This is a genomic window from Nonomuraea sp. NPDC049784 (assembly GCF_040659615.1).
Classification (GTDB): domain Bacteria; phylum Actinomycetota; class Actinomycetes; order Streptosporangiales; family Streptosporangiaceae; genus Nonomuraea.
Genome location: NZ_JBFAMX010000282.1, coordinates 1 through 12716, shown reverse-complemented (window position 1 = coordinate 12716; position 12716 = coordinate 1). Strand labels below are relative to the sequence as shown.

General features: G+C 68.8%; 7 protein-coding genes and 2 pseudogenes. 4 read left to right on the top strand and 5 right to left on the bottom strand.

Annotation, left to right across the window (positions count from 1 at the left end; translation table 11 throughout):
* Positions 1–93: pseudogene (locus AB0J09_RS38430) on the bottom strand (transposase); the annotation flags it as partial.
* A 106-nt stretch (positions 94–199) separates the two neighbouring features.
* Positions 200–3121: an endo-1,4-beta-xylanase gene (locus tag AB0J09_RS38425; protein WP_360702121.1), complete on the bottom strand. Its 2922-nt coding sequence runs from the start codon at positions 3119–3121 to the stop codon at positions 200–202.
* A gap of 347 nt (positions 3122–3468) precedes the next feature.
* On the opposite strand from AB0J09_RS38425, the gene AB0J09_RS38420 reads away from it, so the two are divergent.
* The 3 genes from AB0J09_RS38420 to AB0J09_RS38410 all read left to right on the top strand — a co-directional run bounded on the left by AB0J09_RS38420 (position 3469) and on the right by AB0J09_RS38410 (position 5933).
* A complete protein-coding gene (locus AB0J09_RS38420; protein WP_360702118.1) occupies positions 3469–4287 on the top strand; it encodes a helix-turn-helix transcriptional regulator in 819 nt (272 codons plus the stop codon).
* 84 nt (positions 4288–4371) lie between these two features.
* Positions 4372–5205: an oxidoreductase gene (locus AB0J09_RS38415; protein ID WP_360702115.1), complete on the top strand. Its 834-nt coding sequence runs from the start codon at positions 4372–4374 to the stop codon at positions 5203–5205.
* 5 nt (positions 5206–5210) lie between these two features.
* Positions 5211–5933 (top strand): SDR family oxidoreductase, encoded by a 723-nt coding sequence (locus tag AB0J09_RS38410; RefSeq protein ID WP_360702112.1) that lies wholly within the window; start codon positions 5211–5213, stop codon positions 5931–5933.
* A 43-nt stretch (positions 5934–5976) separates the two neighbouring features.
* Here AB0J09_RS38410 and AB0J09_RS38405 read toward each other — a convergent pair whose 3' ends face one another.
* Both AB0J09_RS38405 and AB0J09_RS38400 read right to left on the bottom strand, forming a co-directional pair.
* The gene (locus AB0J09_RS38405; RefSeq protein WP_360702109.1) at positions 5977–9216 is read right to left on the bottom strand and encodes a discoidin domain-containing protein; all 3240 of its coding nucleotides are present in this window, start codon (positions 9214–9216) and stop codon (positions 5977–5979) included.
* Positions 9213–10601 (bottom strand): glycoside hydrolase family 43 protein, encoded by a 1389-nt coding sequence (locus AB0J09_RS38400; RefSeq protein ID WP_360702107.1) that lies wholly within the window; start codon positions 10599–10601, stop codon positions 9213–9215. Before AB0J09_RS38400 ends, AB0J09_RS38405 begins: the two co-directional genes overlap by 4 nt.
* Positions 10602–10922: 321 nt before the next feature.
* Here AB0J09_RS38400 and AB0J09_RS38395 point away from each other — a divergent pair, with 321 nt between their 5' ends.
* Positions 10923–11819: an intradiol ring-cleavage dioxygenase gene (locus AB0J09_RS38395; RefSeq protein ID WP_360702104.1), complete on the top strand. Its 897-nt coding sequence runs from the start codon at positions 10923–10925 to the stop codon at positions 11817–11819.
* Here AB0J09_RS38395 and AB0J09_RS38390 read toward each other — a convergent pair.
* Positions 11816–12716 (bottom strand): annotated as a pseudogene (locus tag AB0J09_RS38390) (GTP-binding protein); the annotation flags it as partial. The gene AB0J09_RS38395 and the pseudogene AB0J09_RS38390 sit on opposite strands and share 4 nt — an antisense overlap.

Here is a 12716-nt window from a genome sequence, read left to right as displayed (position 1 = left end):
GTCGGCCAGGACGGCCGCGAAGATCCTGTCCCAGGTGCCGTCCGCCGACCAGCGTCTGTGCCGTTCGTACACCGTCTTCCATGGACCGAAACGCGTCGCCGAACTGCTGGCCGCCGCCATCAGGCCATGACGTCCCGCGTCCGGCGGGAGACCTGTGGCCCACTGTCCAGCAAGCAGCGGATGGGTGGCGCCGGCCCACCTAACCCCGGGCCAGCCGGAGAACGCCCCAGTGGCTGGTGTCCAGGTAGGCGCGGCCCGTGCTGTCGTTCCAGGTGACCGCGCTCGTGCGGGCGGCGCCCGTAGCGTCGTTGACCTGGACGTCGAAGCCCAGCAGCGTCCCTTCCGCCAGCCTGATCGTGGGCAGCTCTATGGCCGCCTCGACCACGTATCCGCCGGGCACCATCTTGGCCACCGCCTGCACGTGGTCCTTGACGCCGCCCGCGTCGAACGTCCCGCCGACCGTGACCCGGCCCGAGAAACTGACCCGGTACTGCCCGTCGTCGTCCTCGTAGCCCTTGGTCTTGCCGTTGCCCGGGTCCACGAAGATCTCGACGGAGTCCTGCTCCCACGCATTCGGGGACTCCTCGCTCAGCACCGGGTCGGCGACCTGGGCGAGGACGTACAGCGTGGACCCGCTCCACAGCGACCGCACCTTGGCGGTCGCGCCGGACGTGCCCTGGATCCAGGCGCCGGTGCGGATCTCCGGCGCGGCCGACCAGGCCCGGTCCACGACGCCGTCGAGCACGGGCGCGCAGTGGGCGGCTGAGGTGAGCTTGACCGCGGGCACCGGTGTCACCTTCCCGTTCCAGACGGTCTCGCCGGAGGAGTCGTGCACGGTCACGTTCACGTCCGTGCCCGTACCGACCAGCGCCTCGACGCGGTACCCGGTCGCGGTCCGCTGCACCGCCGCCTTCGGACCCCCGCTTCGCCCGACGACGTACGGCGTGCCGTCAACGGTGAACGTCACCCGGTCGTCCTTGCCGACGGTCGGATCGGTGACCTCGGCGAGCAGGTAGAGCCCCTTGGCGGACGAGCGCGCCTGGAACCCGGCGGACACGTCGCCCACGCGCGCGAGCGGCGAGTCGGGCAGCAGGTCCCACTCGAGGTCCCGCTTGCCGTCCACCTTGGGCGTCCCGGCCGGCGCCTCCAGCCTCCGTACCAGTGGCGCCAGCCGGGACGGGTCCACGATCCCCCAGTAAGCGGGCTTGGCCTGCAGCTCGTCGTCGAACGGCAGCGGCGCGTTCAGCCGCGGGATCGGCCACGACCGCAGCCAGCTCACGTCGTCCGACTCGCCCCACACCGTCACCGAGCTGAGCTTCGCGGCCTGCCGCCGGAAGACGTCGAACAACTCCTTGTAGCGGTGCCCCTGCTGGACGAGCAGCTCGGGGGGGATCGTGTCGTACGAGGAGGAGAAGTCCGTATAAATGCTGACATCTAGCTCGGTGACCTGCTGGTCCACGCCGAGCGTGGCGAAGCGCTCGATCGTGGCCTCGACGGAGGAGGCGGGCGGCTGCTCGATGTTCAGGTGGAGCTGGTGGCCCACGCCGTCGATCGGCACACCCTCCACCTTGAGCCGCTTGACCAGCGCGTACAGGGCCTCGCGCTTGCGGGGGAACTCGGTGTTGTAGTCGTTGATGAAGAGCTTGGCGTCCGGGTCGGCCTCGTGCGCGACGCGGAAGGCCGTGCGGATGAAGTCGAGGCCGGCGATCTCGTACCACTTGGAGCGGCGCAGGCCGTCGGGCTGGTTCTCGTCCACGACCTCGTTGACCACGTCCCAGACCTTGATCTTGCCCTTGTACCTGGTCACGAGCGTGCGCACGTGCGTCTCCAGGCGCTTGAGCAGCAACTCCTTGTCCGCGTCCTGGAAGACCCAGTCGGGGGTCTGGCTGTGCCAGGCGAGCGTGTGGCCGCGGATCGTCATGCCGTGCCGGATGGCGAAGTCCACGAGGTAGTCGCCGTCGGCGAAGTTGAACTCGCCCTCCCTCGGCTCGGTGGCGTCCCACTTGAGCTCGTTGCCGGGCGTGACGCTGTTGAAGTGCCTGGCCAGCAGCTCCCCGTGCACGCCGAGCGTGTCGGGCCTGGTGAACGCCGACCCCATGACGAACGGCACCTCGTCCTTGAGCGCGGGGATGTCGGTCTGGATCGGCTTGGGCTGGACGTACGTCATGGAGAAGTCGTCCAGGTAGAAGGGGAACGTGCCGCCGTCGGACTCGACGTACAGGCTGAGGAAGTCGACGTCGTACGCGAGCGTGTACGTGCCGGACAACCGCACCCACTCCCCGGCCGGCACGTCCTTCGGCGAGACGACGCGCTCGTAGCTCGGGGTGCCGCCGCTCCCGCGCTCGATCGACAGCCCGAGCTTGCCCGCCGCGGTGTCCGGCCCGAGCCGCACCCACACCGACAGGGCGTACTTCTCGCCCTTGGCCATCCGGCCGAGCACGTTCAGCGCGGGGCCGTCCCAGGAGGCCGACCGGCCGCTCACCGCCAGCGCGCGGCTGCCCGCGTGGGCGGCCGCCGTACTGGACTCGAGGACGGCAGCGGCCCTGGGCGCCCAGTCCTGCGCGGTGCCGTCCTCGAAGTCGCTGCTGATCGGCTCGCGCGTGGGATCGCCGAGCGGGGTGATGACGATGTCGTCCAGGTAGAACTGGCCGGTGGCGTCGGAGCTCTCGGCGTAGAGCTGCAGGCCGGTGGATTCGGCGGTGAAGAGGTAGTTGCCCGAGAGCCGTACCCATCCGCCGTCGGTCACGGTGGCCGCCGCGACCCGCTCGTACGTGGTGTCGCCTCCGGCCGGGGTCCGCTGCACGGTCAGCGCGATCGTGCTCGACGGCTGGCCGCTCACCAGCCGGGCGTACGCGGTCACGGTGTAGCCGACGCCCCTGACGAACGGCTCGTTGATCGACGCGCCGTGCCACGTGGCGGTCCTGCCGGTGGTCAGGAGGCTGCTCGTCCCGCCGTGGGCCGCGTCCGCCGTCACCTCGACGGAGACGCCGCCGCCGCGCGGACCCCACCCCTGGGTGGTGCCGTCTTCGAAGTCGTACGTGAAGTCCGCCGCGGCGTGCGCGGAGACCGCGGGCACGAGGCATAACAGGGCGGCGGCCACCAGGGCTCGAAGAGTGCGCACGATGCTCCCGATGAAAGTTTCAGGGAAACGCCGATAAATATCAGGCGGACTGTAGATGCGGCGGGCTTCAACGGTCAAGATCGCCCGTGATCCTGCAATCGATTGTTGCAGCAATAGTGCAGTTTCACAGCAGTCCATTGACGGGGGAGGGGATTACGGATGCGTTTCATGCAACCGATTGCCACACCCTCGGCGGGGTTGCCAAGCGATCACTGCGAAGGTCAACCTGCGCGCCCTCATCCTGGCGGGAGCCGGAGCAGGGCACCTTCGCTGACCTCCGAAGGGGGGAGTAGCGCGGCCACCTTGAGCCGCCCTGCTGCCCGCCCTCTTCGCCTAACCTCGAAGACATGGACAGGGAGAATCCGCTCGGCCAGTTCCTGCGCGCCCGCCGCGAGCTGCTCCAGCCGGAGGACGTCGGCGTCGCGATCGGCGTCCGGCGCCGCGTGGCGGGGCTGCGCAGGGAAGAGGTCGCGCAGCTCGCGGGCGTGAGCACCGACTACTACGTACGGCTGGAGCAGGGGCGCGAACGCCATCCCTCCGCCCAGGTGGTCGACGCGCTCGCTCAGGCCCTGGCCTTGGAGGAGGACGCGGCCGCGCACCTCCACGAGCTGGCCCGCCCGGTCCGGCGGAGGCGGCCGTCCACCAGGCGGGAGAAGGTCAGCCCCAACCTGCTGCGCATGATGGAGCGCTGGCCGCACACCCCGGCCGTGGTCCTGGGCCGCTGCCTGACCGTGCTGGCCTCCAACGCGCTCGGCAGGGCCCTGTTCGACGGTCACGCCTACAGCGGGGACCTGGTCCGGCTGGTGTTCCTCGATCCGGACGCGCGGGAGTTCTACCCCGACTGGGACCGGGTGGCGGTCAACACCGTCGCCGGGCTCCGGGCGGCGGCGGGCGCCGACCAGGACGACGCGCTGCTGATCGAGGTGGTCGGCGAGCTGTCGGTCAAGAGCGAGCACTTCCGCAGGCTCTGGGCCCGCCACGACATCCGCCAGAAGACCCACGAGACCAAGCGCTTCCGCCATCCCCTGGTGGGCGAGCTGACCCTGCACTATGAGTCGCTGACCATCAACAGCGCACCCGGCCAGCAACTCGTCGTCTACCAGGCCGACCCGGGCGGCCCGTCGGAAGAGGCGCTGTCCCTGCTGGGTTCCCTGACCGCCGTTTAAACAGCTGTCCGCTGATCGCACCTGGCCGAATGTTGGCCGAGGTGCTATTTCGCCATGCCCCATCTACCTGGAGATATACAACTCATGTCCGTTTGGTTCATCACCGGCTGCTCCACCGGCCTGGGCCGCGCGCTGGCCACCGCCGTGCTGGAACGCGGCTGGCGCGCGGCGGTCACCGCCCGCGACCCCCGTCAGGTGGCCGACCTCGTCGCCGAGTACGGCGACCGCGCCGTGGCCCTGCCGCTCGACGTCACCGACAAGGCCCAGATCGCGGAGGCGGTCAAGCAGGCGGACTCCGCCTTCGGCCGCATCGACGTCCTGGTCAACAACGCCGGTTACGGCTACCTGGCGGCCGTCGAGGAAGGCCAGGACGACGAGGTCCGCGCCTTGTTCGACACCAACGTGTTCGGCCTGATCGACGTCACCAAGGCCGTCCTGCCGGGCATGCGCGCCCGCGGGAGCGGCCACGTCGTGAACGTCTCCTCGCTCGGCGGCCTGGCGGCGTTCGGGGCGACCGGGTACTACCACGCCACCAAGTTCGCCGTGGAGGGCATCTCCGAATCGCTGGCGGCCGAGGTCGCGCCGCTGGGCATCAAGGTCACGATCGTCGAGCCGGCGGCGTTCCGTACGAACTGGTCCGGCCCTTCCATGCGCGAGTCCCCTGTCCGCATCGACGACTACGCGGAGACCGCGGGCGTGCGCCGCACCTCCACCCTGGCCACCTACGGGCACCAGCCAGGAGACCCGGAGCGCGCGGCGGAGGCGATCATCGCCGCGGTCCAGGCCGGCGAGCCGCCGCTGCGCCTGCTGCTCGGCCAGGCAGCGTACGACATCGCCTGTGCCCGCCTCGACGCGCTCAGGGCCGGGTTCGAGGCGTGGCGCGACGTCACGCTCAGCACCGACTACCAGGGGAGCTGACCCACATGACGAAGATCGTTCTGGTCACCGGCGCCAGCAGCGGCATCGGACAGGCCACCGCGACGCGCCTGGCCCGCGAGGGACACCACCTGGTCATCGGCGCCCGCCGCGAGGACCGGCTGACCGCCGTCGCCGAGGCCATCCGGAAGGACGGCGGCAGCGTGGACGTGCACCGCCTCGACGTGACCTCTCGCGAGGACGTCGTGAACTTCGTCGACTTGGCCGCCAAGCAGCACGGCCGGGTCGACGTCCTGGTCAGCAACGCGGGCGTGATGCCCTTGTCGCGGCTGGACTCGCTGCTGGTCGAGGAGTGGGAGCGGATGATCGACGTGAACGTCCGCGGCCTGCTGTACGGCATCGCCGCGGCGCTGCCCCACTTCCAGCGGCAGGGAGGCGGTCACTTCGTCACGATCGCCTCGATCGGCGCCCACCAGGTGGTGCCGACGGGCGCGGTCTACTGCGCCACGAAGTACGCCGCCTGGGCGATCACCGAGGGCCTGCGCCAGGAGCTCGACCCCAGCATCCGGGTCACCACGGTCTCCCCGGGCGTCGTGGAGTCCGAGCTCGCCGGCACCATCACCGAGCCGGGCGCGCAGGAGGCGATGCGCGTGTACCGCGCGGCGGCCATCCCGCCGGACGCCATCGCCGACGCCATCTCGTACGCGATCAACCAGCCGCCGGAGGTGGACGTCAACGAGCTGATCATCCGCCCGGCCAGGCAGCGCTGAGCGGCAGAGGGCGTGCCACAGGAGCACGCCCTCTGGCGCGGCGTCAGCTGTCGTAGGCCCTGACCTCCAGGAGGCCTACGGAGTTGCTGCCGTTACCCGTGAGCAGCACCCGCAAGCGGGTGGTGCTCGTGGCGGTGAAGGTGACGCTGTTGTAGGCGTTCTTGGTCAGCGTGTACGCCGACGAGCCCGGCACGTCCACGTACGCGCTGCCGTTCCAGTACTGCAGCTTCCACGACGCGGGCATGTCGATCCCCTCGTCGTCGTCGAAGAAGTACACCTCGGCGCGCTTCAGGTTCTGTGCCGAGGACCACGTCAGGTCCACCCACTGCTGCCCGGTCTCCGGCCAGCAGCCCCAGCGCGGGTTGACGGTGTCGTTGGACGACGGCGGGTCGATCCCGTCGTTGACCGCGGCCACGCTCTCCCACGACGAGGTGTACGACGCCGACGGCGTGGCCGACGACGCCAGGTTGGTAGTGGGCGGCTGCTGCACCCCGCCCCGGTTGTAGACCTTGACCTCGGTGAGCCCCGTCCTGGCCCCGGAGGCGGCCGTGGCCAGCACCCGCACGCGCTGCGCGCTGATCGCGGGGAACTGCACCACGTTGTAGTTGGCCTGCGGCGCCGACGGCGTCTTGGCCTGGCTGGGCACGCTTACCCAGGCACTGCCGTTGTAGTACTGGATGTCATACGACGCCGGCGCCCGGTAGGTGGCGCTGGCCGGCCGGCTGTCCTTGAAGTAGAGCCGCACCTCGTTGAGCGTCTTGGCGGAGCCGAGGTTCAGCTCGTACCAGTCCTGCCCGGCGGTCGTGCCGCCCCAGAACGGCTCGTTGATCGGGAACCCGTCCACGGCGCCCGCGGTGGTGCTGCCCGAGGCGGTGGTGGAGGCCGTGACGGTGGCGCCCGCGGCGAGGTTGGTGAGGTCGGCCGTCAGGTCGACGCCCGCCTTGGCCAGCATGTCGACCATGCGGGTGCTGGACTGGACGACCTGCGTGGGCGACTGGAGCCCGGGCACGGCCACGTGGTACGTGACGGTCCCGCTGGTGGTGACGTTACCCGTGGCCGGGTCCCACGTGAACGGCACGAGCGACGACACCGTGGCCGCCCGGCTGCCGTTGATGTAGATCGAGTAGCCCTCGGGCACTCCCGGGTAGCGCACGACGCCGTCGGCCGGGTCGTCCCAGACGATGGTCAGGTCGGCGTTGCGGTAGCGCAGGTTGTTGACGGTGAAGTGGGTCCAGCCGATGTTGATCGGCGAGAGCTCCACCTTGGCGTCGTTGCGCGGCCGCAGCCCGGCGACGTCCTCGATCACGGTCCAGTTGCTGCTGCCCAGGATGTTGTGGTGGATCCACGAGCGGTAGGTGATGGAGGAGCCGTTCCAGTCGGCCCAGAACTCGTTGGCGTCCGGATACTGGGTGTTGCCGTTGATGTACTGCGCCCAGGCGTTCCAGTAGAGCAGCTTCTTGTACCAGGTCGAGTCGATCCACTGGTTGGGGTAGTTCCGCAGCACCGAGGAGAGCAGGCGGAACTGCACGGTGGAGTTGATCGTGGAGAAGTTGTTGCTGCCGGTGCCCGAGGCCGCCTTGTCGGCCTGGTTCGCGGTGTAGAAGGGGAAGATCGGATACTGCGCCGGATCGTTGAAGAGGCGCAGGGCCTGCTTGTACGTGTCCGTGTTCGGGATCGCGCCGACCGAGAACGGGTAGTAGTTGTTGATCTCTTTCCACGGCACCCACTCGTTCGTGGACTTCAGCCGGTGCTCGAACAGCTGCCTGTTCGGGTTCCACAGCACGTTGACGATGGCGTTCTGGATCTGCGTGGCCAGCGTGCGCATCTCGGTCGCTTTGGCCGTGTTGCCGATCGCCTCGTACGCCTGCGCCGCGGCCAGCGCCCCGCTGTACTGGTAGGCGGCCTCGGCGCGGTCCATGTTGCCGCTCTTCCAGTGGAAGGAGACGGCGTCGGCGTCGTTGCCCGTCAGGGCGCCCCAGTCGTACTCGATGAGCTTGTTGTTGTCGTGGTCGTAGTAGGCGAGCTGGCCCTTGACGTCCTGCTCGGCGTAGCGGGCCAGGTTCGCGGCGATGGCGGGCTGGCCACCGTGGATCTGGTAGCTCTTCCAGGCCGCCTCGCCGATGTACTGCGTGTAGCTGTTCGACCAGTTCTCCGGGTCGCCCGGGTTGTCCAGGAAGCGGCCGTTCTTGGAGACCTGGCCGACGCTCAGCCAGTCGCCGTACGAGTAGATCGGGTTACGCAGGTACTTCAGGTCGTCGATGTGCATGGGCTGGGTCAGCACGATGGCGTTGTTGTAGCCCAGCGCGCCCTCGACGGAGGTCGGGAACTGGAACGTCTGCCCGGGGATGTCGGCGTCGAGGTTGTTGAAGCGCATCAGCCACCAGCGGTAGTAGATGTTCTTCTTGATCGCCGGTTCGGGCACGTCGATGTAGGGGATGTTGTCGGCCCACCACTTGTTGTAGGCGCGCACGTGCGTGGCGAACGCCGTGTCGGGCGTGTAGCCCGCGTAGGCGTCGTAGTCGGTGCGGGAGGCGGGGATCTCGTTCGTGACGAACCCCATGACGACCTTGACGGTGACCGTCGCCCCCGCCGCGATCGTGACGGACCTGTTGAGCCCGCCGCTGGAGACCGTGAACCCGTCGCCGGTGAGCCTGGGGTAGATCGTGGTGAGGTTGTTGTAGGCGTTCACCTGGCCGGTCAGCTCGCTGCCGCTGCCGGTGGTGGCGTACGGCGAGGTGGCCCGCAGCTGCAGCGTCGTCGAGGCGGAGCCGCCGTTGGTGATGGCCAGGTTGGCCACGGCCACGTTGTTCTCGGTGATGAACTTCGTCTGGTTGACCGTGATGGAGCCGCTGGTGTGCCGGCTCTTCCAGTAGCTGGGCGCCTGCCAGCGCGAGCTCACTTGCTCGGTGAAGGTGCCAGGGGTGATGGCGACGGTGAAGGCGTTGTTGTTGCTGATGCTCTCCCAGTACGCCACCTGACCGGCGAAACCGAGCGTGCCGGGCGTGTGGGTCTTCATGAACAGCGCCCGCCCGCGCGACATGAGCCACGTACCGGCCGGGTCGTCGCCCGAGCGGGCCAGCAGCCGGTCCATCCAGAAGTCGGTGCCGGAGCTCTCGGCGTTGTAGATCGCCTGCATCGTGTTGCCGGGCGTGTACGACCCCGGCGGAGCGGGGACGGCCGGGCCGTTGAACGTCGGATAGCCGATGGTCTGGTCCGCCTGCGCCGGCAACCCGGCGATGAGTAAGCCCGCCACGAGCAGCAGGGCGAGTAGGACACGCCTCATGAGAAGGCCCTCCATTCGAGCACGCCGGTCGAGTAGCCAGACTTGGAGGTGATGTTCAGCCGCAGCCGGGTCGTGTTGACCGAGGTGAACGTCGTGGTGTTGAAGGTGTTGCCCGCCACGCCGCAGGACGACTGGCCGGGCACGTTGACGTAGGCGCTGCCGTTCCAGTACTGCACCTGGCAGGAGGCCGGCAGGTCGATGCCCAGGTCGTCGTCGAACCAGTAGGTTTCGATCTTGGAGATGTTCTGGGCGCTGGGCCAGCGGTACTCGATCCACTCGGTGCCCTGGTGGTCCCAGTTGCCGTAGGCGCCGTGGCTGTGGTCGGCCGAGTTCGCCGGGGTGTAGCCGTCGTTGATCGCCGCGAGCGTCTCCCACGACGACACATAAGAGGTGTACGGGGTAGCGCCGGCCGCCAGATTGCCCGGAGTGGTCGGCCCGCCGGTCTGGACGACCTTCTGCATGGTGCCGTCGGCGTTGAAGTAGAGCTTGTCGATGGTCACCGAGCGGCGGAAGTCACCTCCGCCCGGGGCGCCGGCGTTGTGGTAGACCATGTACCACTGGCCCTTGTACTCGATGATCGCCGGGTGGTTGGTGGTCGAGCTGACCTGGTCGAGCACGACGCCCCGGTGCGTCCACGGGCCCAGCGGGTTGCTCGCGGTTGCGTAGCGGATGCAGGCATAGCCCGGCGCCGAGCAGGCCGAGTCGTTGGCCGAGTAGGCGAGGTAGTAGACGCCGTTGCGCTTGAACATCCAGGGCGCCTCCCAGAAGTTCGTCACGCCACTAGGGGTGACCACCGAGCCGTTGAGCGAGGTCATGTTGGAGTTGAGCTTGGCCGCGCGCAGGCCGTAGTAGGAGCCCCAGTACATGTAGACCTGGCCGTCGTCGTCGGTGAAGACGGTCGGGTCGATGTTGAGCGGCGAGGAGTTGGGGGTGCTGTCGCTGATCAGCGGGCCGCCCTTGGCGTCGCGGAACGGGCCGAGCGGGGTGTCGCCGACGGCCACGCCGATGTCCATCCAGCCGGCGCCGTTGCCGTTGACCGGGACGTACCAGTAGTACTTGCCGTCGGCGCCGCGCTCGACCTCGCCCGCCCAGGCGTCGGCGCCCGCCCAGGAGAAGTTCGAGATCGAGAGCTTGGCTCCCTGGTCGGTGAAGTTGGTGGCGTCGGTGGAGGTGAAGACGTGCCAGTCGCGCATGACGAAGTTCGTGCCGCCCGCCGGGGCCTCGTCGTGGCCGGTGTAGAGGTACAAGGTGTCGCCCACGACCAGCGCGGCCGGGTCGGCCGTGTAGATCGCGGTGGTGATCGGCGCGCCCGCGTTCGCGGGCGTCGCGTTGCCGATGATGAGCACGAGTGCCGCGGTGAGGGCCGCTGCCCAGCGTCGTCTCATGAGTTCGCCCCTTACAATCCAGCGATTGCTCGTGTTAGCGCTAACAGGGATCGAAGCGGTCAACCTAAAAGGTTTTCGGGAACGTAGAACGGCCGGGCGAGGCTGTCAATCGGCCGTCTCAGCCGCGCGCACGTGCCGTGAACTGCGGATTCCTGGGGCCGCCTTCGCTGATCAGCTATGGAGCAGCTCAGTCACAGTTTCATATCGCCGAAAAGGCTTTCGGTGAACTCATGAAACGTTCATCCGGCACAAAGGGCACACCAAGGACCCGCCACTTACCGTGAGGTCCCGAAACATCGGACACCCCCAGAAGGAAACGCAGTGGGACACGATCACGAAGGCCAGCGGGTCAGCCGTCGGAGGCTGTTCGCGGGCATCAGCTCGCTCGGGCTCGGCAGCCTGCTGGCGGCCTGCTCCAGCGCCGAGGGCACGGCGACCGTCACCACGTCCACAGGAGCGAGCGTGACGCCCACGGCGACCACGGCCAAGGACCTCACCTCGCTGTTCGCCGGAGCCGGCACCTGCAAGCTGACCAGTACCACGACGCAGGGCCCCTACTACTTCGACGCCGACAAGATCCGCAGCGACATCCGCGAGGACAAGCAGGGCGTGCGCCTGCGGGTGGCCGTCAAGGTGCAGGACAGCGAGACGTGCAAGCCGCTGAGCAACGCGGTGGTGGAGATCTGGCACTGCGACGCGGCCGGGCTCTACTCGGGAGCCGAGGCTCAGTCGACGGGCGGGGGCGGCGGCAACCCGCCCGGCGGGAACCCGCCCGGCAATCCCCCGAGCGGCGCTCCCACCGGCGCCCCGCCGAGCGGCGGCCCGGGCGGCGGGCCGGGCAACGGCGGCGGCGACATGGCGGATCTCACTCCCACCGACGACAAGCGCTACCTGCGCGGCGCCCAGGTCACCAACGGCGACGGCATCGTGGAGTTCACCACGATCTGGCCGGGCTGGTACCGGGGGCGCACGATCCACATCCACGCCATGGTCCACTTCAGCAACCAGCGCGTGCTGACCACGCAGATGATGTTCGACGAGTCGCTCAACAGCAAGGTCATGGCGGCCTCGCCGTACTCCGAGCACACAGGACGCGACACGTTCAACAAGAACGACAACATCTACGACGACAGCATGCTGATGAAGATCACCAAGGAGGACGACGGCTACCTCGGCGTCATCGTCTTCTCCGCCGACTCCGACAAGGACGGCGCCTAGACTCTGCGCACCACGTGCAGCAGATACTCCCTCCTGTTGAGCGGGTTGTGGTCGGTACGCGGGCGCTCCGGGGCCGGGCCGCGTACGGGCTGGTAGCGGTGGAAGTCGCACTCCAGCATGCCCTCGCCACGCGTCAGCCCGGGGAGCTGCCGCTCCAGCTCGTGCACCCGGGCCGCCGGGATCTCCCCCTCCACCAGGCCGGGCGCCCGGGTCAGGGGGACGGCGCCCAGGCGGGCCAGCACGGGCAGCACCGGGCCGAGCGTGTCGGCGGGCAGCTCGAGCCGGAAGCTGTGCATCGGCTCGAACACCCTGGTCCCGGCCCGCTTCAGCGCGCTCATCAGGACCAGCGGCGTGAGGTTGCGGAAATCGCCGGCGGTGCTGGACATGCTCTTGTCGAACACGCCGCCCGAGTGGCTCTGCCTGGCCCAGTAGCCGGAGTGGGTCAGGGTGACCACGCAGTCCTCGACCTGCCAGCCGTGCAGGCCCTGCCGGAGCGTCTCGCCTACCGTCTCCTCGATCGTCTTCATGAACGAGTACGGCAGCGAGCCCAGCTCAACCCCCAGCCGGAAATCCACCCCGCCGCCCGCCGGGCCTGGCTCGACGCGCAGGCCGACGGTCGCGAGGAACGGGTTGGGGTCCTTGCCGATCAGCTCGAACGACTCGCCGCTGCCGATCGGGCGTTCGACGCAGATTGTGGTCGTCTCGCGGAAGGCGACGTCGAGGCCGAAGTCGTTCATGAGCGTGGCCTGGATGACCTCTTTCTGCACCTCGCCGTAGAGGGAGACGGAGACCTCCTGCCGTAGGTCGTCCTGGCGCAGACCGATCAGCGGGTCCTGCTCGGCGAGCTGGGCGAGCGCGAGGTGGAGCAAGGACGTCCCCAAGGAATGGGACGCCGAC

Excerpts from the sequence above, each read along its gene's own strand:
- AB0J09_RS38420 (WP_360702118.1), top strand. The coding sequence starts at position 3,469 with ATGGACAGGGAGAATCCGCTCGGCCAGTTCCTGCGCGCCCGCCGCGAG.
- AB0J09_RS38415 (WP_360702115.1), top strand. The coding sequence starts at position 4,372 with ATGTCCGTTTGGTTCATCACCGGCTGCTCCACCGGCCTGGGCCGCGCG.
- AB0J09_RS38410 (WP_360702112.1), top strand. The coding sequence starts at position 5,211 with ATGACGAAGATCGTTCTGGTCACCGGCGCCAGCAGCGGCATCGGACAG.
- AB0J09_RS38405 (WP_360702109.1), bottom strand. The coding sequence starts at position 9,216 with ATGAGGCGTGTCCTACTCGCCCTGCTGCTCGTGGCGGGCTTACTCATC.
- AB0J09_RS38400 (WP_360702107.1), bottom strand. The coding sequence starts at position 10,601 with ATGAGACGACGCTGGGCAGCGGCCCTCACCGCGGCACTCGTGCTCATC.